The following is a 20,229-nucleotide window of genomic DNA, read 5'->3' as shown; positions in this document are numbered from 1 at the left end:
TTTCAAAATCACATAATATAAATTTACCATTTTTCACTCTTGAAATGTCAAATTAAGTTAGAAATAACATAGCTGTTTATCTGTGATGTTTTCCATGAATACCTCAATTGGTGTTTTATAATTTAATGATTTTCTTGGAATATGATTACGCCGGCTACTGACTTGTTGAACTAAAGCATTTGGTAAATTGCGAAAATCCATGCTCTTGTTGAGACCATCTCGTCTAATTAGTCCATTATTATTTTCGTTTAAGCCACGCTGGTTAGGAGCCCCAACTTCGGCAAAATAAGTACTAATATCATGCTTATTTGCGATTTCTTTCCAACCAGTGAATTCTTTACCATTATCAAAAGTAATTGACTTGAAAAGGTGTTTTGGCTGTTGGGACAACCATTGATTAAGATGTTTATTAACGCATTCAGCCGATTTTTGTTGGATGTTTAAAATGATTTCAACTTTGGAGAGACGCTCAACTAAGGTCATAACTGCACCTTGATGTGCTTTGCCTTGGACGGTGTCTGCTTCTAAATGACCAAATTCATGTTGAAAATGAGGATAATCCTGATAGCGTTGATAAATACTTCTGCCGAGTCGGCCAGCTTTACCACGCCGTTCAACGTAACCATTTGGATGCCTTTTACCTTTCATTGGCAACAATTTCACATTGAAAACACCTCTTTGAAAAAGTCGGTATAAGGTTCTCATACTACAACTGATCTGTATCTCAGCTCGACCAATAATCGTATCAGGGGTCCAACCTAATGCGAGTTTCTGCTTAATGTATTTGGTTTCATCTTCTGGTAATTCAATTGCTTTTCGACCGCAATGAGTTTTATTAACTCGATGATTTTCTTGAAATTGACTAATTGAATTACCAGCATCTAGAAACCGGTAAACACGATAAACGGTTTCGCTGGAACGTTTAAGAGCTTTAGCGGCATGATAGGCTTTAATATCTTGTTTCCAAAAATTATATATAAAGGTTAATTCACGTGTGGTAAGATGTTTATAAGTCATTTGTGGTTACCTCTCTTTTGATTAGGGATATTCAAAAGTCTACCACAAATGGCTTTTTTATTTCTAACTTAATTTTACAAACGACGACTAAAAAAATCAGCTACTAGAAATTTGTAAGGACACCGATGAGTAACAGGTCAACATTTTGAATACTCTTTTCTGTTTCTCTATAACATTATTTAAAAAGCGAGACTTTCTTTAAACAAATTGATTATTTTAATTCTCCACTTGAGTGTGCTAGAATGTGTGCTTGTTAAACGAGATAGAGCAGCTGATGTTTGACGTATTCGTTACAAACTTATCACTCAGCTATTACAGTCAGCACGTATAATACAGTTAACAATAATTATTCTAAAAGGAGAGCTAAAATGACTGATCATACCCTAATTTTTGGACATCGTGGTGCACCCTTTGATTTCCCTGAAAATTCCTTAGCTGGATTTAAGTATGCCTTAGCTCATCATATTGACGGACTTGAGTTTGACGTTCATTTGTCCAAAGATCAGATACCCGTAGTGATCCACGACGAAACTCTTGATAGGACCACCAATGGCAGTGGTCGTGTCCATGATTACACACTTAAACAATTGCGTAATTTCCATCTCGCTAACGGTGAACCGATCCCGACTTTGAAAGAGGTCCTTTCATTATTAGCCGGGCAAAACGTTTATGCTAATTTAGAATTTAAGACAAACAAGATACATTATCCCCAAATAGAAGAAATAGTTTTACAAATGGTAAAAGAAACTAACCTAGTTCACCCAATGATCTACTCATCTTTTGATTTGCAAACACTGCGTAACTGCCGTCAGATCGATCCCCATCAAAATTATAATTTTTTGTCATCTCATCGGATCTTTCATCCAGAAAAGACGATCAAAAAAGAGGGGTTGAGCGGTCTACACTTAAAGCACTACCAATCAGCCGGAATTATACAAAGAGTTTGGACGGTCAATGATGAACACAAAGCTAAACTTTTGTTACAGCATGGGATCACTGGCATCATTACTGACGACTTTGAAAAAATCACCCGCTTACGAGATCAATTCGAAAAAAAGACACAGTTAATAACTAACTAAAATCATAGCAAACCCGCTGCTTACAAGAAACAGCGGGTTTCTTAGTTAGATTGTGACAGATAAGAGCTTCCAACTTCATCACCACAATATGGCGTTAAAGTCCCCTAGTGCTCGTCTCCTGATCGAGTTTCTCTGCCTTGTTTTTTTAGTCAGGCTCCGAAACTCAGAACACTGTGCCTAGCCAACTTCACCACCACATTGCCAAGTTCGCAATATGGTGTCAAAGTCCCCTAGTGCTCGTCTCCTGATCGAGTTTCTCCGCCTTGTTTTTATTAGTCAGGCTCCGAAACTCAGAACACTGTGCCTAGCCAACTTCACCACCACATTGCCAAGTTCGCAATATGGTGTCAAAGTCCCCTAGTGCTCGTCTCCTGATCGAGTTTCTCCGCCTTGTTTTTATTAGTCAGGCTCCGAAACTCAGAACACTGTGCCTAGCCAACTTCACCACCACCATTGCCAAGTTCGCAATATGGTGTTAAAGTCCCCTAGTACTCGTCTTCTGATCGAGTTTCTCCGCCTTGTTTTTATATTAAGCCTAACATTTTTTGTAACTCTGCTACATCACTGTCTGTACCCTGCGCTTGTAATTGGACCTTAGCGAGGGCATCTGCCAAGCTTAAACGTTGTTGTCCCTTACGATCAATTGTTGTCTTAGCATGTACCAAAGAACTTAAGATTGCTTCTTCAACCACTGCAACTGTCATTCTAAAGTAACGATCCATTTGATCATCAGAGATAGCCTTTTGCATTGATAGTTGCTGTTTAGGTGAATGCTCGATCTTGTTAGCTGTCGAAAAAGCCAAGGTGATCTCACCAGAATCATTGCCGATAAAAGAACCTGTTCTAGTGATCCCCACACTGGAACGTTTGGCGATCCGCTTCAGTTGACGTGAATTAAATGGAATATCTGTCGCGATAATAGTAATGATACTGCCATCTTCATCTCGTTTATGATATTCAGGCAATTGACTGATTTTATGTCCGACCTGATGATCATAAATATCCAAGTCAGAAACATAACCGTAGTTTGACATCACTAAGGCCCCCATTGTAAAGGTCTGTCCATCAATTTCTATCTGGCGTGAAGCAGAACCGATCCCGCCTTTAAGATCATAACAGCACATGCCTGTTCCTCCGCCAACACAACCTTCTTCAAACCGCTCGCCGCGATCAGCAAAAGCTCGGGCAAAACCTTCTTCGGTTACCCCGAGGTCGCGAATATTATTGACTGCTCCATCATTACATTCCATCACCACTGGATTCACAGTCCCAGTAGCTAATCCGATCTCTTCATTTTCCGCTAAGGCTTTTTTGACCAAGTAATTATAACCAACGCCGACCGACAAAGTATTAGTTAAGACGATCGGTGTTTCAAGCGTACCGAGTTCTTCTACTTGGACTAATCCTGTACTTTTGCCAAAACCATTGATCACCTGATCAGCTGCAGCGAGTTTATGCTCGAATACATTATCCATCGTGGGAACAACTATTGTAACTCCTGTTTTTAACCGCCCTGTGATGATCGTGTGTTGTCCCACTGTTACTCCTGGGACATCGGTGATCAGGTTATTTTCCCCCGGCTTAGTACCACTGATCTGATCCAAGAACTCCTTATTCAAACCCATGTAGATTCCCCCGTATATTGCTTTTTTTAGTTAGCATTATCATAACATACTAGAATTTTAAAAAGCAGACTGGCTTTACTCACTAATATAAGTGTATTTCCAGTTATTAGATACTCCAGCTGTATTCATGATCAGGCCCTTAACTTTCGGGGGGATCATGGCTGGTGTTTTTGCTTGATAAAGAGGAGCAATAACTTGTTGTTCACTTAATATTTTCGAAGCCTGGAGCATGTCATTCCACCGTTTTCCTTGGTCCATCGAATGAACAGTCATCGAATCTTTGATCAACTTATCAAATGTCACGTCTTTCCAGCCACCTGTTTTCGAAGGATTATCTCCTGAAAATATTTGTAAGAAAGTGATCGGGTCAGCAAAATCAGCCCCCCAATATTGCAAAACTAAATCATAATCTCCTGCTGTAGACCGTGCAAGTCGGGTTTTAAATGGCACGCTCGTCGTTGAGATTTTAACTTTTCCGTCAAGATGTTCTTCGATCTGGCTTTGTAGAAATTCAACATTTTTATTATTTGCATCTGTATCATCTGTCAGTAAGTTTAACTTCAATTCTTTTTTGCCGATCTCATTTAAGCCTTCTTTTAACAACCTTTGAGCCTTATCTTTATCATAAGACACACCGGCTGTTGTTTGTGCTTCATCCGCAAAGTCTTTTCCTTGATAACTAGCTAACTTCGAACTAACGATCCCTTTGGAGACCACACCAGTATTACCCAAGACCTTATTAACGAATTGCTTGCGATCGATCGCATATGAAATGGCCTGTCTGATTTTTTTATTCTCAAGGCCGCTGTGATTTTCTTTATTGAATCCCAAATAATATGTGGTTGCAGAAGGCAAAACTTGATAGCCTTTCTTCTTGTTTAATGCCTTAGCCTGTTCAGCACTCAATTCAGTTTCATCTAACTTGCGCGATTGATACAAATTATAAGATGTTGTCGTGCTTTTATTAACCTTAAAATTGATTTGAGAAAGTTTGACGGCTTTCTTATCCCAATATGTTGGGTTTTTGATCAATTTCCAATTTAAATTAGTACCTGTCCAACCGGACATTTTGAAGGGACCATTATAAACCATGTATTTCGAAGCAGTTCCATATTTATTGCCATATTTTTGAACAGCTTTTTCGTTTTGTGGGAAAAAGATGGGGAAGCCCATCAATAGTTTGAAATAAGGGATCTGTTTATCTAAGCTGACTTCAAGTTTATACTTACCCACGGCCTTGATCCCCAGTGAATCAACCGCTTTTTTCTCATTACTTATATCAGTCGCATTTTTTATTCCATCGAATAAATAAGCGTAGCCGGAATTTGTTTTCGGGTCAACGGTCCTCCTCCAAGAATAAACAAAATCTTTAGCAGTCACCGTGTCGCCGTTACTCCACTTAGTATTCCTTCTCAGCTGAAAAGTATACTTTAGACCATCACTGGAAACCTTAGCTGACTTTGCCAAGCCCGGCGTGATCTTCGATTTCTTACCTAAGCGATATAGTCCATCCATACTATTATTTAACATATCAAAGCTGGTACCATCCATTGCCAACGACGGATCGATCGTTGGCAACTCAGTTTTTTCGTTCCAATTCAAGACCTGTTTATCAGCTTTATCATTCTTGTTGTTTGATCCGCAAGCTGTCAAAAACAGTACCAAACAAAGTGTTGAAACCGTGACTAATTTATGGTTAAAAAGATACATTTATGAAGACCTCCTTAAACAACTATTTATTTCAAACGGCTGTTCATTCCACTTTTTGTTAATAAAATTATAAACTTCTTAGAATAATAATAACTTTATTAGACACGCTGGTTGCACGAATTATTTTCAGCTTTAGATGAAGTGCTTGCACGCTAAACAAACCTTAGACATAAAGACCGTTAAATCAACGTTTTATTAATCAAACTTTTGAAATAACTTTACTTAATAAAATGCAATTTCTTGGCACCTAATTTAAAAACCGTTTGCATAATAAGCAGTTGATCCAACAACATTTTGCTCAACTTTGACCTTAATTAATCATTAAAAAGCATGTTTTCTTTGCAAAAAATGCAGTAAAAACACGCTTTTTATAATGTATCTCATTTTATAGTCTCTTCAAATAATCGTGATCGTTTTTTTGTTAGTGTTCACTTTGATTTCTGCACCGATCGGAATAGTCATGATCGGTTGAGCATGACCTATATTCACATCATACAAAACTGGAATCTTTTTTAGTTGTGGAAACTTATCTAAAATATAGAAGAGACGTTTTTTAGTCATTTCCGATTCTTTCGGGAACCTTCCGATAACCAAAGCGCGTGGATGGCGAGCTATTTGAAGTAATGATGCCAAATTTCGCGAAAATTCGCTCCAATGTCCTTCTTCCGCAAATTCAGCCAGTATTATTCGATCGTCTAAAACAGGTTGATAAGGTGTTCCTTGCAACAAATACAATGTATTCAAATTGCCACCGACCGTTATTCCCTCAGCAACACCAGAATTATATGTTTTCCATTCATTTGGCTGATAATCGTGCTTAACGGAATCATCATACCACGCATCACTTGTCCATGTCTGTGAAGCTTGCAATTTGATTCGACCACTATGCGTGAGGACCTGGTGCCAATAATTATCTTGATAATCGCCCTGTTTTCCGCCCATTTTAAGTGTTGCATATGCTGGGCCGTAATAAGTTACCAGTCCTGTTTTGGCCGTGATTGCATTACACAGAGCAGTAAAATCAGAAAAACCGCAGATAATTTTAGGGTGTTTAGCAATCAGCTCATAGTCCAGATACGGAAGTAGTTCATTTGAAGTTTGCCCCCCGATCACAGAAAGGATCGCTTTAACTTTATCGTCAGCAAACGCTTGGTGCAAGTCTCCCACTCGTGAAGTAATACTTGATGACCCTTGGATGTCCATTTCTTGCACATTATCTCCAAAGCTGGCATGGTAGCCCCAACTTTCTATTTTTTTCTGGGCAGGTAAGTTAGCTTCCATTCCGCCAACTCTCTGCAAAGAATCGCTCGGTGCTACTATCCTTATTTCATCTCCACGCTTTAATCTAGCCGGTTTAATAATATCCATGTTCACACCATCCTCCTAGGATATATTCACTGAACTTCATAACCTATGTCTACTTAACAAGAAATTTGTTACTTTTCTTTGACCCAGGCTTTTTCACCATAGCCCTGAATTTTCATTAAGGGTGCCTTATACTTACTTTTAGTTGCACTCGCGTAGTAATCGCCGTTTTTTCTGTATCCAACCACTAAAAGTTTAGTTCCCCGCTCAAACCACGATTGGCTTTCTTTTGTTCGTTTGTCATAATTCCGGTAATTATACTTGCCTAACCTGACATTCACTATCCCTGTCTTAGTCAAAAGAAAAATCATATTTTTACGAGGATCCTTGTCTATCACAGTTCCAGCGATCACATTGCGCTGATATTCAGGCCGAGGGCTGCCCTTACCACTCGCCCAGCCGATCGGTGTCGGTTCATCACCAAGTTGGTTAAAATCTACAGTCTGATACAGCGCGGGGATCGTAGTATAATCTAACTCATGGCGCTTAACATAAAACGACAAAGCTTCCATTTCCCAAGACGCATCATTTCCTAAACAGTTTTCCTTCCAAAATTTGCGCATATTTTGGCGTGTCTCTATCTTAGTAGCCTCCGGAGTCTTTAACCAGGATTTTAAATTTTTGATTTTCTTGTTATACCACTTATCGAATTGTTTAACATCGATCGACAATTGACCATCATTCATTTGCCAACCTGCGTTTGAATCAGCAGAATAATCTTTTTCATATTTGTCAAAAAACTCTTGTTGCAGCTCCTCATTCATTGGGACCTTATTTCTGCCGGTAATTTTATTACGAAATAATACCAGTTCAACTTCTTTTTGATATTTTTCTGGAATATCTGCCGCGATCTTTGGAACTTGAACTGTCGTTAACTTCTTTTTTTGCGGCGTAATTTTTCTGACTAATTCTTCCATAACTTTGCGGCGATCCTCATTCAAGCTGTCAAAACAACCAGCTTTTATTAAAGTCACAGTCTTTTTCGGGGCCAGTTCTGTTTTCTCTAGAAAGTCCTCCAAGGAGCTATACGGCCGGTGTTCTATAATAGTACGAGCATCATCTTTACCAATACCAACAATTGGATACAGCCCAAACAAGATCTTCTTGTTTTCACTATCTGGCAAGAATCCATAGTCCGAACGGTTAATATCCGGATTCATTACTGTACCCGGAATTTGACCGATCGCATGACTAACTTTGGCATAATCTGCTCCTGTAAAAACTTCGCCATATATCCCACTGTTAACAGACAAGCAAGCTGTCTTCCAGTATACGGGTCCAAAACGATAAGCAATATTCATTTCAACCATCAATACTAAGGTGTAGGTGGTACCATGTGCTAAGTTAAAGCTGTAATATTTAGCTGGTTCTGCACATGTATCCCACACATAATTTAATAAAGAGCTTGAAGTTCCTAGCTCATGCCCTTTAGCATAAAAATGTTTTTTCTCTTGTTGATAAAGCTCTTGATTTTTCTTAGCAATTGACTTGCGTAAATGATTGGCTTCCAACAAATTAAAGCCTGTGATCTGCGGATCCATCGTTAATGCCATTAGTGTTTCTTGAGAATAACAAACACCATAAAATTTCTGCAAATGTTGTTTCATCAAAGAAATCTCCGCTGGCTGCAAACCATAATTTTTCATGTCAGCGTCCCATTTTGACAAATCTTTGCGATAGCGTAGGTAACGGTCGATCGGTTGTTCACCTTCAGCAACAGTTAAACGCATTAGTGCGTTGGCTGCGACTAGCTGATCAAATGTTCTGGCGTTCATTTTTAGCAATGTCCTTCTACCCGTTAAACTGCTAAATTCAAAGGCATTGATCACATCGCCATTGAATAACATGTCATACATTTCAGAAGCATCCATTTCCAAGCGATCCACAGCAAAGTACTTGTCATAGGTCGACTTTAAATCACCCTGCCATTTTATTTTATGATCGCGTAATAATAACCTCATTGCCTCATGGATCCGGTCTAAAGCATTCAAAGTTAAAATATCGTATTTTAATCCGCCTTGATAAGCGCTATCAGCGGCATCATACTGTGTAACTTCCAGTCCTGACTGAGTTTTCATCATTGCATTATGTTTGGTATAGGGTTCATTTGTGATCAAAATACCCGACGCATGTTGAGATATCCCCCGGACTGACCCTTCGATCTGTAACATCGTTTCTTTCAAATGAGGGATCTTTTCGATTTCCATGATGAAGTCCTGAGAACTACGACGGCCTTTTTCTTTATTTCCATATATAGCATCCTTGATCGGCCAAGCCACCATCCGTTCTTTCGGCAGCAAATTTACGATATTACGCGATTCACGCAAATCAACACCCAAACCACGGCAAGCAGTTAATACAGTAGACGCCGGCGCTTGAGTATTAAAAGTGCAAAAGTTCAAGACATGGTCACTACCAAAATATTCTTTGAAAGCTTCAATAATATCCGCACGTTTGGCACCTTCAGTATCTGTATCGACATCTGGCAAGTCATCAGCCCGTTCAGCAGACAAGAACCGCCAATATGGCAGCTCATACTTGATTGGATCGACCTGTGTAATATCAAGTAAATAGGCAGTATAAAAACAACCAACAGAGCCTCTCCCAGGTCCAACTAGGGAGCTTGTACCCCACACGATCTGCAACAAACGACGCATAGTTAAAAAGTATTGCGCTAATGGTGCACCAAGGTATTCACTGACGGCTTTGATCGCGTTTAGTTCGTCATTGATCCTTTGTAAATGGATCTGATCTAGCGGTTGCTTTTTGGACTCCATTGCATCTACCAGCAACCGCAAAAAGTATTGGTCCGCAGTTGCGGTAGAAGTAAAGAAATACTTGATTGCTGGGTACTTCTTAAGATCCACGCTAAACTCAGTGTCTCTCACCACCTGAAAATCCGGTAATGGAGTCGTCGGGATCTCCTGGGTATGTTTTAAACTATACGACTCGATCTGCTTTAACAGTTCTAATGAATTAGCTGTACCAGTTGTAACAACATCTTCTGGCAAGTATTTTTTCAAATCTGCTAGTGAAAATAAATAAGCATACGAATAGAAACTTTTAACATCACGACCTTGATTTTCTGATTTCAAGAATGTTTCATGGCTGTTTTGATCACGTAAATCAATGTAATGTGCATCAGTTGAAATCAAATATTTGATCCCCGTCTGAAGAGAAAGATCGACCAATGCTCGATCAACGGTAATTTGCTCAGGCGTTTTGGCCGGCATAATTTCAAAATATAAATTTTTTGCACCAAACAAGTTGGCCAGACGTTCTACTAATTTTTGGGCCTGACTTTTGCTCCCATGCAAAATCGTTTGCGAAAGTTCTGAACCTAAACAGGCTGTCGAAGCAATAATATCTCCTCGGTATGCTGGCAAGTTAGCTTCCAGCCAATCCCAATAAGTTGGCAAACGGCGCATTCCTTTTGCAAAAAAGCTATCCATCCATGCTTGAGTCGTTAATTGTCTTAAAAACTGATAACCATGCTCATTTTTAGCGGTCAGCAAAAAATGGTAAAAAGGAACTGCTTCCTTATTTTCTCTAGCCTGCTCGTCTGTCTTTCTGTCAACTAAATAAATTTCATCGCCATAAGCTACTTTAAAATCCCCCAGTTCATCTTGATGCGCTTTTAAATACTTTTCTGCTTGAACATGACTGCTCAATGACTGATGGTCGCTTAACGAAATACCAGCTAGTCCCTTTTCATGAGCTGCTTCGATAATTTCAGCCACTTCGTTGATCGAATCTAAAAATCGATTATTGGAGCCCATAGCTGTATGATTATGGATTCCAAAATAAGTTCCTGCCATTCTGCACGCTCCTTTCATGGTTATTCCTACTGACATTGTACACTCTATTTTAAAATCAATGCGACTTTGAGCCACTAGAACTTAGTAATTTATTTGCAGCTATTATTTGATCTGTTTTTTAGCGGTGTACTCGTTTGTAAGAATTACTTTAGCCCACTCGCTCCCTTTTTAAGTGCAATTGTGTTAATAAAAAAGAGACGAAAAAATGGGTCTAAACTTTTTAGTGTTGATGAGCGTTCATCAGCACTATTTTTGTACAAAAAAGGACATCATTTGTCCTCATATGCTACGATTAAAGCGATAAAACCAAATCAAAGCGAGGTATAAATGATGTCCCAAACTGATTCTATCCTAAATTTACTCAATATCCAAGACCCAAATATCAAAATTTCAGCTTGTACTGATTTTTCACAGGCCGGAGTTCACGAAAAACTGCTTTCAGCTACGCTGACTTACCCCGTCGAACGCTGTGTTAATTGTGGTTCCACGAATCTTGTTCAGAATGGGACCCGCCTGACCAAGATGAAACTGCCCAGCCTAGGTGAACAACCGCTCCGCATGAACCTGCGCAAACAGCGTTATCTGTGCCGAACTTGCCACCATACTTTTAGCGCGCAGACGCAGCTCGCTCCGCCTCGGCACTCGATCACCCGCCAAGCAGTCCACGAAATCGCGACTTTAGCTAAGAACTCACTGCCAGTCAAGACGATCAGCCAGGCCGTGGGGATCTCAGCTTCCTCGGTTCAACGGATCTTGTATAAGGATCAGCGGGCTTTAGTAACGCCAAAAGAGCTGCCGACAGCTCTCAGCTTTGACGAATTTCGTTCAACTAAGAACTGCTTTTCTTTTATCTGCATTGACGCAAAAACACATGATTTGGTCGCCTTATTGCCAGATCGTCTCTCGCAGACGATCCGCGAGTATTTCACCAATACTTATACACTTTCTGAGCGTCAAAAAGTTCAACTGGTGACCATGGATCTGAATGCACAGTATCAGACTTTCGTCCGTCGTCTTTTTCCTAACGCACTGATCGTCTTTGACCGTTTCCATATTGTTCAGTTAGCGGGTCGGGCACTTGACCATGAACGGCTGCGTGTTTTAAAAGGGATCAACGACCACCACGACCGCAACTATAAAGTTTTAAAAAGCAACTGGCGCTTATTCCACTTAGCTGAAAATCAACTTGAGACCTCCCAGGTTAAATATTATCGGGGATTAAATGAATACACGACTGCCCAAAATGTGGTCGATCTGGGACTCAAGAATTTTCCACAGTTCGCAGAAAACTATCAGACCTATCAAACGATCTTAACCTTTATTCGCAACCGCGATCGGGCTACTTTACAACAATTAGTTATGAACTACCGTCCCAATGGTACTGAAATGGATACCGTCATGAGGACCATTCAAAAGAACTACTTAGGGATCAGGAACGCTTGTCTCTATGACTACTCTAATGGGCCGTTAGAGGGGATCAATCGCAAGATCAAAGAACTTAAACGTAGCTGTTACGGATTCAGTAACTTAAGGCATTTCTTTATCCGCATCAAATTGATCCATGCCTAAGATAAAAAATTTAGGTCAACACTGTGGGAGGCAGGTGCGGGCCCATTTCGCTACGCTTCGGACCCGCACCTGCCTCCCAACCCAAACACTTTAATCTAGCTATGGCAGTAAAAAAAGAACCCTACCATAAAGATAGAGTTCTATGGACCATCAACACTATTTGACAAAGTCCCGAAAAAATTTCCGTCTCTTTAACACATGGATACTAAATTTTAGTCTGTTATTTTTTATATTCTGACAGCTGCCAACTCTGATCAATGTGGAATGCAAAGCGCTGGTCAATAAATTGATGGTTTGGCTGACCCCCGGCAAAATAAAACTTTGACCAGCCATTTGTATATACCCAATAATTTTTAGCGACCGTTAATTTATTTGCTGGATCTCGTTTGACAAAAACCTTAGTTGTCATTGGATCAGTTTTCTTTAATTTAGCGGGACCGCTTCTTTTTGTCCGATAAAAATATATTTTTTCCTGACCATTACCTAATTTTTTATAAACTAACTTTTTAGCCGGAGAATTTTTCTCGTTTGCCAATAAATCAAACTCTTGTACTTCAGTCACTTGTTTCATTCCAAAATGCTCGGTATCGTTTAGGATCAGTGTCACTGCTATTATTGCCAACAAAATCACACTGCCTGTGACCCATAAACGTTTGATGAGGCCACTTTGAACAAAAATCATAGAATATGCAAACAATAAAACGCTGATAAAAAGTAATGCGATCCCCATTTAAAGCGCCTCCTTATCAGATTTCAAGAAGAATGCCAGTATAAACCCGACTAAAGCAAAAGATGTAGAGATCACAAAGGCATACCTAAAACCAACAATATTCGCTTGCAACGACAGCTTCTTAAATAAGATCGGTGTCTGCGACATGATCGTGTGCGCTGGTGTATGACTTAAAGTAACATTTGACATCACTGAAACTAAAATCGCTGTCCCCATCGAGGCAAAAACCTGGCGGATCGTATTATTGACCACTGTTCCTGAGCCAATCAAGTCCAGCGGCAAAGCATTGATGCCTGTTGTCGTTGTCGGCATGGTGACCATCGAGATCCCAAACATCCGCACCATATAAAACACTACCAAATAAGAAATCGGTGTTTTATCCGTTACAGGGATAAAAGTTGCAGTTGTGGCTGTTAGTAAAAACATCCCAGTGATCGCCATATTACGAACACCCATCTGGTCAAAGATCCGGCCGGTAACAGGATTCATCAATCCGATCACTATAGCTCCCGGCAATAGTGTTAATCCTGAAACCAAAGGCGATTCTCCTCGGATCGTTTGCAAATATAATGGCAAGATCAAAGTGAACCCATTCATAGACATAAAGGCTACGGCTACCAAAATAACAGAAAGTGTATAGTCTGAATGCTTAAAAGCTTTAAATTCCAATAAAGGATTGTCGATCTTCAAAGACCGCCAAACAAAGAACGCCACAAAAGTTATTCCAATTATCAAAGTCACATATACGATTGGATCAGACCAACTATAACTACCAACTGAAGAAAAGCCAAATAGCATTGAACCAAAACCAACGATCGACATCAAAACAGAATTCCAATCAACTGGTGCCTTTTCAGTTAGCAAAACCTTGCGTAAAGTAAAATAACCCATTATTAAAACTACAATTGAAATCGGCATGATTGCAAGAAATAACATTCTCCATGAATAATGAAGCAGTAGCCAGCCGGAAAGTGTTGGTCCGATCGCAGGAGCTAACCCGATCACTAATCCAGCCATCCCCATTGCAGAGCCGCGTTTGTTCGGCGGATAGATCGAAGCCATGATCGTTTGATAAACAGGAGCTGTGATCCCGACCCCTGTAGCTTGAACCAAACGTCCAACTAAAATAACCGCAAAAGTATGCGCAAAAAAGCAAATTATTGTCCCTGTTAAAAAAATCGCAACTGCAGTCAAATATAATTTACGTGAATCAAAACGTTTGATAAAAAAACCAGTGATCGGCATGGTGATCCCCATGACCAGCATAAAACCTGTAGTCAACCACTGAACCGTGTTAGCAGTAATATTAAAAGATCTCATCAAAGATGGGAAAGCTGTTGTTAACATGGTCGAAGTTATAAATGTACTAAACGTCCCGACTAGCAGTGTAGATACCAAAGCAAGCCGATTATAGGGCTTACCATTTTGGTCAAGGACTTGATTAGACTCACCTTGACTCACCAAAATACCCCTTAACTAATATTTATCTCAAAATAATGATACTTATGAAAAAGCAACAATTATCATTTTAACACACGGTACAAGCACCATTTGAACTATTTCAATTAAGCAATAAAACTCCGGCTGCCAATGCATTCCAACTCATATGGATCACCATTGAACGCGCTAAACTTCCGTGCAGATAATATTCACGCACCAATACAAAAGATAAAACACCATACGTTAAACTGGCAGTTATCGCAGCAACCGTTCCATTCCATGAAGGAGAGACGATAACGCCATAAAGTTGTTGACCCATATGCGCCAAAATAAAGAATACCCAGCTTAAAACGGCCAGTCTCTTTCGATGCCTTGTGGTAGGTTTGACCTGTTTAGTTTTGATCGGACCGATCAACAGTAATCTATATATAGTTTCTTCACAGACTGGGGCGACAATGACTGCCAAGAATAGCGTCACAAACTTACTCATAGAATTTAACTCGAGCATGCGGTTGATACCAGCTTGATTTTGTGCGGTCTCCGGTACGATATGCAAGACTTGCAGAATAAATTGCAATACCAAGTTCAACACTACGATCAAAAGCAGTCCTGTCGTGACTGAAGAAATCAAGTGACCAATATGGACAGGTACAGAAAAACGAGGTCCTACTTTGACTTTGTGTTCCACATACCAGCCATAACCGCCAAAAAAAATTAATATCATAGCGAAAACAACCACAACTTGCAGTATTCCCGACCACGAATCATCTCCTCGTGCAGCTGGCAGTTCAACCAAAAATTGACCTCCAAAATATATGATGTGAAATAAAATGAATAAAAATACTACTTTGTACCATCGTTTCCAATTTGTCATCCGAATGCTCCTTGCTAGTAACTAAAATTAGTGTAAATAACGTCCACAATGAGGGCAGAAATTAAAGTCTTGATATGGCTGTGCTGGATAAGATGGATGACAATACTCACAGTTTTGTTGTCTTTTACGGTTCATATGGAATCTCTTCAAAGTCAACTCATCTAGGCCTTCAAATGGTAGACGGACAGGCTTCCTTTCAGATTTATCCCGTCTGATCTGAACAATTTGCACGTTGCTGGAAGTATCAAGAGCTTCTAGAGCTGTCTGATAAGTATGGGCATTTTCTTGTGCTTCATCAAAATCAACTACCTTGTCTTTAACCTGACCATTGATCAAGATCAAAAAGCCCTCTCCGTTGGGTTCAATATCATCTTTGGTCATAACAATGTTTCCACTTGAAAGATGTCCATTGCTTTCCTTCAGTAACTGTTGTGCTTTCTTCAAATTAGCTCGTGTTGCTTCAAGAGCTTTTTTTACTTTACCGCTGCGGGTAATAACAATATAATAATCAGTTCGTTCCATACCATTTCCTCCAGAAAACATTTCAATAATTACGTAGTATTATGCCCTAATAAAACTGCTTTACCTAAGAATATTTTTACTTAGCACGGCCTTAAAAATCTGCCTTTTGAAAAAGAAGGGACGTTCCATAATTAGAAACGTCCCGTCCATCGTCTTAGTGATCTAAAACAGTTACTGTTGGTTCAGTCTTAACGTAATGATTGATCCCACGCCAGAATTCTTTATAGCTAGCACTATCTTTATGAGCTTGTAAGGCATCATCATCAGCCCAATGCTCAATTATCTCATATTCATTACCAACACCTAATTTTTTAAAGTGATCATAAGACACATTACCATTTTCCTTGCGTGAACGATCGACCATTTCTGAAATGAAATGTTCATAATATGGTTGCCATCCTGGTCTAACTGTAAACGATGCATTTACTATCTTCATTACTTAATACCCCCTTGAATTGATGGATCCGTCAGCATTCAACTTCCATGCTTTCATGTCTGATTATAACAAAAATAATTGATTTTTTAAAAAGAACAAGTAATTTCATCTGCTAGTCAAATTTTGTGTGCCCACTACGACTTTACTTCTTGAAACCAATATGCAGTGCAGCCGCACCAAAGAAAAACATTTTATATGATGCTGGTTGTAAACCAACTTCATTAAACAAATGTAAAAGTTCGCGAGCAGTTAAGAAATTTTTACTTGTTTGTTGCAAATAATTGTAATCATCATAATGATCTGTAACCATTTTAGCCATTACTGGAACTACTTTAAAATACAAACTCCAAAACTTATGAATTGTTGAATTTTCAGGCTGTGATGTCTCTAAACAAGCCACTACACCTTCGGGTCGAACTACACGTTGCATTTCTTGTAATACTTGCTTGGCATTAGGCACATTACGCAACCCAAATCCGATCGTAACACAACTAAACATGTCATTATCAAAAGGCAGATTCATCGCATCACCTTGAATCAAGGTCACACGATCCTCCATTCCAGCGATCCTAACCTTTTGCTTGGCGATCTCAAGCATGTCTGCACTAAAGTCTAGCGCATAAACATGCCCCTTTGGACCAACTTTGTGAGCAAGATCTAACGACCAGTCACCAGTCCCGCAACAGAGATCCAAAACAACGTCTTCTGGTTGAACACGTAAGGTCTTCATTGTTTCTTCCCGCCAACGTTTATGCATGCCCAATGTGATCACATTATTCATAGAATCATATTTATTAGAAATCCTATCGAATAAATCTTCCACTTCTTTTTCAGGCGTTCGGTTCGTTAAAGACACCAGCTAACACTCCCCTAGTTTAATCTACATATCAGTGTACCACTTTCTAGAAGCGATCATTCAAGTTTAAATTCCGGAACCGCCACCGCCGGAGGAACCGCCGCCAAAACCACCTCCGCCGAAACCGCCGGAAGATGATCCTCCGCCGAAGCCTCCGCCAAAGCCGCCAATGTACATACCGCGTCTTCTAGCCCGTCTTCTGCCGCCGGAACCAGGACCGCCACCGGAACCAGTGATCAAATAAATGAAAAAGCCGATCACTATTATTGCTACCGCAGCAAAACTGTACTTATCATCAGAATCATTGTCTTGGTCTTGTTTTTCACGATAGTCTTTTGAACCAAATTGATCTTTTAACTTATAATGAGCGTTAATAACTTTCACGACTGCTTTAAAAGTTTGCTGCAGGCCACGATTTATTTCTGCTTGATCTTGGCTTTTTAGCAATGTCTTATTATCATGTAAAATATCCGATGTTTGACCGTCAGTCAAATAAGTTTCAGCACCTTCACCCGTTGAAATAAAAACATTGTTTTTACCATTATTTTTTGCAAAGACTATCAAGACACCATTATCGCGCTTAGCATCACCCACATCCCACTTTTTTGTCAGATACATGTCATTGATATAATCATTTAACTCTTCACCTTGACTTGACTTGATCGTAACTAAAGCAACTTGGGGTTTAGGTTTGGTAGATTGATAATAATCCTCTTGTTTTAAGACTAAGTCTTGGGTCTTTTGTTTCAAAATACCCGCTTTATCCGTCAAAACTGCGTGCTGTGGATCTGGTCGCAGCTTTTGCGGATCTTCCGCATGCACCCCATTATTTCCCAAGAATATTCCGCAAACCATAACTAGGAAAATTAGAGGGATAAATTTACATTTTCTTTTCATACCTGATCCCAGCTTTAATTATCAAAGTCAACTTTAGGGGCTTTTTGCGCATTCTCATCCGCCTTAAAGTATGACTTAGTCTTCATGTTCTTCATATTAGCTACCATTGATGATGGAAAACGAACGACTTTATTATTATAAATTTTAATAGCATCATTATATTTTCTGCGTGCTAAATTGATTCGATTTTCCGAGCCTTCTAATTGATCCATTAACCTTCTGACATTATCATTAGATGTCAGTTTAGGATAACGCTCGTTGATCACATTGATCAAATTCGCAGTCGTCGCTGAAAGCTGTGCACTGGCATTTGCTTGGTCCTTAGTATTGCCTAATTTTGCAGCAGTGTTATATTCTTTACGAGCCTGTGCGATCTGGCCAAAGACCTTTTTTTCTTGTCCCATCGAACCCTTAACACTGTTAACCAAGTTCGGCACCAAGTCTGAACGCCGCTGCAAAGCACTTTGCAAGTCACCTTGTTGTTGTTCATAATCTTGCTTGGCACTATTTAAACTATTTGAATAATGAATGTACCCTCCACCAAAGATCAGCAATAATAAGGCAATGATGATCGTTACGATCCAGCCAGTTCCTAACCCTTTCTTATTATTAACAAACTTCCTCTCATTTTCCATTCTGATTCCTCCGTTTTTATCGAATACACATATCTCAAGTTAATTCTAACCGAAAGTTTGCAGCTTTAAAAGAAAAAAGAGCAGTCAGATAGTGTCAACTTTGTGTGGGTAAATTTTTAAAAGGCTTGTTCCTCTGCTTTTTGTAATTGCTCTATTTATTTTTAGTCCAATGCTGTGCTTGAATTGAGCGTCTTTGAACTACCAGCCAACTTGCAGACCATGTTGCCACAAACTCCGATGTCCTCGCAAATGCCCACTGAACGCAGCTTGTGCTTGTTCATAATACTTATTTTTAATGTTTTTTCTGACATTCAAACGCCGGTCGAACTGGCTGATTTTTTCTTGCTTGAGCGCTTTTAGCTGTTCTGCTTGTAAGAAATTGGTGATATTGCCGCCATTCAGCTGAAAGATCCGTGTTCGGGCGACACTTTGCGCACCCACTAAACTCCAACCTTGCGGACGTGAGCTTAAGCGCCGGGACAGATAATGACTGATATGGCCCTCAGCCGAACAGCCATGATAATCCTCTAAGCGGTTATCGCAAATCGCTGCGGCATTGTTGGTCAGATATTTAGCGGCTTGTTTCAAGCTGTGACATTGGCTGACAGTTACCGTTGGGTCACTAAAACGGACCCTAAAGTAATCCTGGATAAAATTAGTTTGTCCAGCTAAAGCCCAATGGTATAAAGTCCGGTCCAGACCAGCGATCCCTACGGAAGCTTTTTTACAATATTTACGTAAGTGAAACCGATCCAAAATGAACGTGCAGTGCGGAATAAAGTCGGCTCCGTGCTTGATCCATTGAGCACCGTCACCGCTTAAATAAACTTTTTCTGGCCGATAGTTGGTCTCTATATAATCTAGAACTTCTGTCCATAATTCTTCGTTGTCTTTGCCCGGATAGTTACCCGTAAAGTAATGCGCTTTGATCAGTGGATGGCGCGGATCAGTTACGTCATAACCTTCATGAACATAAACTAGTTTCATGAAACGATTAGTACTGTCCTGATAAGCAACATGATCTTCGTCAGCTTCAATAAATAGCGTTTGGATCGGTTTGGGGGCGGGCTTCTCAGTCACAGAAGGCTCATTGGGCAGTTGTTGACCTTCACGGTGAACAATGTTCATGACTGCTGTTTTAGAGTGGATCCCCAAATGGGGGATCATCGTGAGCGCTTCTTGGTAAGTATGTCCAGCAACATTTTCTAAGATCTGCGCTTTGACTCCCAGCGTCATCCGGCTATATTTTTGCCAGCCTAAGACTTTATCCAACAAAAAGAAATACGCCCGGGTTTCTTTATTTTGATAATATGTCCGCTTCACTGTGAGATCACCGTACAAAGTCGACTTAGTCGTTTCACGGATCGCTTTGATCGCAAATTTATCCTTGCGGATCTCAGACTCCTTAAACTGCCGGTCGGCTTCTTCTAAAAAGACCCTGATCAAGTTTAGGCATAGTTTTCTCCCTGCGGCCATTGTATTTTCGATCCAGTCATCAAAGGCAAGATCTTGGTACAGAACTTTTTCACCATTTTTTGTAAAATTCGCCCACATTTGTTCGCTCATCTGTTGTAAAATATTCATTGGGAAATAACTCTCTCTTTCATTGTTTTGTCGTAATTACAATTGTAACAGAGAGTTATTTCTCTTTTTTTT

At 39.8% G+C, this 20,229-nt stretch carries 16 protein-coding genes; 2 read left to right on the top strand and 14 right to left on the bottom strand.

What is annotated here, in order from left to right; all coding sequences use genetic code 11:
- Positions 1-57 precede the first annotated feature (57 nt).
- Complete coding sequence (locus BQ5903_RS01950; RefSeq protein WP_010500073.1) at positions 58-1,017, bottom strand: IS30 family transposase; 960 nt, start codon at positions 1,015-1,017, stop codon at positions 58-60.
- Between the two features lie 368 nt (positions 1,018-1,385).
- On the opposite strand from BQ5903_RS01950, the gene BQ5903_RS01945 reads away from it, so the two are divergent.
- The gene (locus BQ5903_RS01945) at positions 1,386-2,096 is read left to right on the top strand and encodes a glycerophosphodiester phosphodiesterase family protein (RefSeq protein ID WP_010498718.1); all 711 of its coding nucleotides are present in this window, start codon (positions 1,386-1,388) and stop codon (positions 2,094-2,096) included.
- A 524-nt stretch (positions 2,097-2,620) separates the two neighbouring features.
- On the opposite strand, the gene BQ5903_RS01940 is transcribed toward BQ5903_RS01945, so the two are convergent.
- The 4 genes from BQ5903_RS01940 to BQ5903_RS01925 all read right to left on the bottom strand — a co-directional run bounded on the left by BQ5903_RS01940 (position 2,621) and on the right by BQ5903_RS01925 (position 10,614).
- Positions 2,621-3,721 (bottom strand): P1 family peptidase, encoded by a 1,101-nt coding sequence (locus BQ5903_RS01940; RefSeq protein ID WP_010498717.1) that lies wholly within the window; start codon positions 3,719-3,721, stop codon positions 2,621-2,623.
- A gap of 75 nt (positions 3,722-3,796) precedes the next feature.
- Positions 3,797-5,431, bottom strand: a complete 1,635-nt coding sequence (locus tag BQ5903_RS01935; RefSeq protein WP_079578620.1) for a peptide ABC transporter substrate-binding protein — start codon at positions 5,429-5,431, stop codon at positions 3,797-3,799.
- Positions 5,432-5,827: 396 nt separating this feature from the next.
- Positions 5,828-6,799 carry a S66 family peptidase gene (locus tag BQ5903_RS01930; RefSeq protein ID WP_010498715.1) on the bottom strand — a complete coding sequence of 324 codons (972 nt, stop codon included), beginning with the start codon at positions 6,797-6,799 and terminating at the stop codon, positions 5,828-5,830.
- 68 nt (positions 6,800-6,867) lie between these two features.
- Positions 6,868-10,614, bottom strand: coding sequence for a PHP domain-containing protein (locus BQ5903_RS01925; RefSeq protein ID WP_010498714.1), 3,747 nt, complete (start codon positions 10,612-10,614; stop codon positions 6,868-6,870).
- 327 nt (positions 10,615-10,941) lie between these two features.
- Between BQ5903_RS01925 and BQ5903_RS01920 the strand changes: the two genes are divergently transcribed.
- A complete protein-coding gene (locus BQ5903_RS01920; protein ID WP_079578423.1) occupies positions 10,942-12,183 on the top strand; it encodes an ISL3 family transposase in 1,242 nt (413 codons plus the stop codon).
- Positions 12,184-12,403: 220 nt separating this feature from the next.
- Here the strand turns inward: BQ5903_RS01920 and BQ5903_RS01915 are convergent, their stop codons facing one another.
- From BQ5903_RS01915 to BQ5903_RS01875, 9 genes are all read right to left on the bottom strand, one after another.
- Positions 12,404-12,913: a DUF4811 domain-containing protein gene (locus BQ5903_RS01915; protein WP_010494791.1), complete on the bottom strand. Its 510-nt coding sequence runs from the start codon at positions 12,911-12,913 to the stop codon at positions 12,404-12,406.
- Positions 12,914-14,374 (bottom strand): MDR family MFS transporter, encoded by a 1,461-nt coding sequence (locus BQ5903_RS01910; protein ID WP_079578618.1) that lies wholly within the window; start codon positions 14,372-14,374, stop codon positions 12,914-12,916.
- A gap of 100 nt (positions 14,375-14,474) precedes the next feature.
- Positions 14,475-15,149, bottom strand: a complete 675-nt coding sequence (locus tag BQ5903_RS01905) for a CPBP family intramembrane glutamic endopeptidase (protein WP_010494793.1) — start codon at positions 15,147-15,149, stop codon at positions 14,475-14,477.
- Between the two features lie 105 nt (positions 15,150-15,254).
- A complete protein-coding gene (locus BQ5903_RS01900; protein ID WP_010494794.1) occupies positions 15,255-15,749 on the bottom strand; it encodes a hypothetical protein in 495 nt (164 codons plus the stop codon).
- Positions 15,750-15,903: 154 nt separating this feature from the next.
- Complete coding sequence (locus tag BQ5903_RS01895) at positions 15,904-16,185, bottom strand: putative quinol monooxygenase (RefSeq protein ID WP_010494795.1); 282 nt, start codon at positions 16,183-16,185, stop codon at positions 15,904-15,906.
- Between the two features lie 142 nt (positions 16,186-16,327).
- Positions 16,328-17,041, bottom strand: coding sequence for a demethylmenaquinone methyltransferase (locus BQ5903_RS01890; protein WP_010494796.1), 714 nt, complete (start codon positions 17,039-17,041; stop codon positions 16,328-16,330).
- Between the two features lie 66 nt (positions 17,042-17,107).
- Positions 17,108-17,896: a TPM domain-containing protein gene (locus BQ5903_RS01885; protein WP_231920901.1), complete on the bottom strand. Its 789-nt coding sequence runs from the start codon at positions 17,894-17,896 to the stop codon at positions 17,108-17,110.
- 56 nt (positions 17,897-17,952) lie between these two features.
- Positions 17,953-18,573, bottom strand: a complete 621-nt coding sequence (locus BQ5903_RS01880; RefSeq protein ID WP_056988172.1) for a LemA family protein — start codon at positions 18,571-18,573, stop codon at positions 17,953-17,955.
- Positions 18,574-18,771: 198 nt separating this feature from the next.
- Positions 18,772-20,157: an ISLre2 family transposase gene (locus BQ5903_RS01875; protein WP_079578614.1), complete on the bottom strand. Its 1,386-nt coding sequence runs from the start codon at positions 20,155-20,157 to the stop codon at positions 18,772-18,774.
- Positions 20,158-20,229 lie beyond the last annotated feature (72 nt).

The organism is Ligilactobacillus acidipiscis, from assembly GCF_900116935.1.
GTDB classification, from domain to species: Bacteria; Bacillota; Bacilli; order Lactobacillales; family Lactobacillaceae; genus Ligilactobacillus; species Ligilactobacillus acidipiscis.
This window is presented reverse-complemented; position numbering and strand designations above follow the sequence as displayed.

What these genes read in the sequence shown, in the direction of transcription:
- BQ5903_RS01915 (WP_010494791.1), bottom strand. Translation starts at nt 12,913, where the DNA reads ATGGGGATCGCATTACTTTTTATCAGCGTTTTATTGTTTGCATATTCT.
- BQ5903_RS01920 (WP_079578423.1), top strand. Translation starts at nt 10,942, where the DNA reads ATGATGTCCCAAACTGATTCTATCCTAAATTTACTCAATATCCAAGAC.
- BQ5903_RS01925 (WP_010498714.1), bottom strand. Translation starts at nt 10,614, where the DNA reads ATGGCAGGAACTTATTTTGGAATCCATAATCATACAGCTATGGGCTCC.
- BQ5903_RS01885 (WP_231920901.1), bottom strand. Translation starts at nt 17,896, where the DNA reads ATGGTTTGCGGAATATTCTTGGGAAATAATGGGGTGCATGCGGAAGAT.
- BQ5903_RS01880 (WP_056988172.1), bottom strand. Translation starts at nt 18,573, where the DNA reads ATGGAAAATGAGAGGAAGTTTGTTAATAATAAGAAAGGGTTAGGAACT.
- BQ5903_RS01940 (WP_010498717.1), bottom strand. Translation starts at nt 3,721, where the DNA reads ATGGGTTTGAATAAGGAGTTCTTGGATCAGATCAGTGGTACTAAGCCG.
- BQ5903_RS01945 (WP_010498718.1), top strand. Translation starts at nt 1,386, where the DNA reads ATGACTGATCATACCCTAATTTTTGGACATCGTGGTGCACCCTTTGAT.
- BQ5903_RS01875 (WP_079578614.1), bottom strand. Translation starts at nt 20,157, where the DNA reads ATGAATATTTTACAACAGATGAGCGAACAAATGTGGGCGAATTTTACA.
- BQ5903_RS01900 (WP_010494794.1), bottom strand. Translation starts at nt 15,749, where the DNA reads ATGGAACGAACTGATTATTATATTGTTATTACCCGCAGCGGTAAAGTA.
- BQ5903_RS01950 (WP_010500073.1), bottom strand. Translation starts at nt 1,017, where the DNA reads ATGACTTATAAACATCTTACCACACGTGAATTAACCTTTATATATAAT.
- BQ5903_RS01930 (WP_010498715.1), bottom strand. Translation starts at nt 6,799, where the DNA reads ATGGATATTATTAAACCGGCTAGATTAAAGCGTGGAGATGAAATAAGG.
- BQ5903_RS01895 (WP_010494795.1), bottom strand. Translation starts at nt 16,185, where the DNA reads ATGAAGATAGTAAATGCATCGTTTACAGTTAGACCAGGATGGCAACCA.
- BQ5903_RS01935 (WP_079578620.1), bottom strand. Translation starts at nt 5,431, where the DNA reads ATGTATCTTTTTAACCATAAATTAGTCACGGTTTCAACACTTTGTTTG.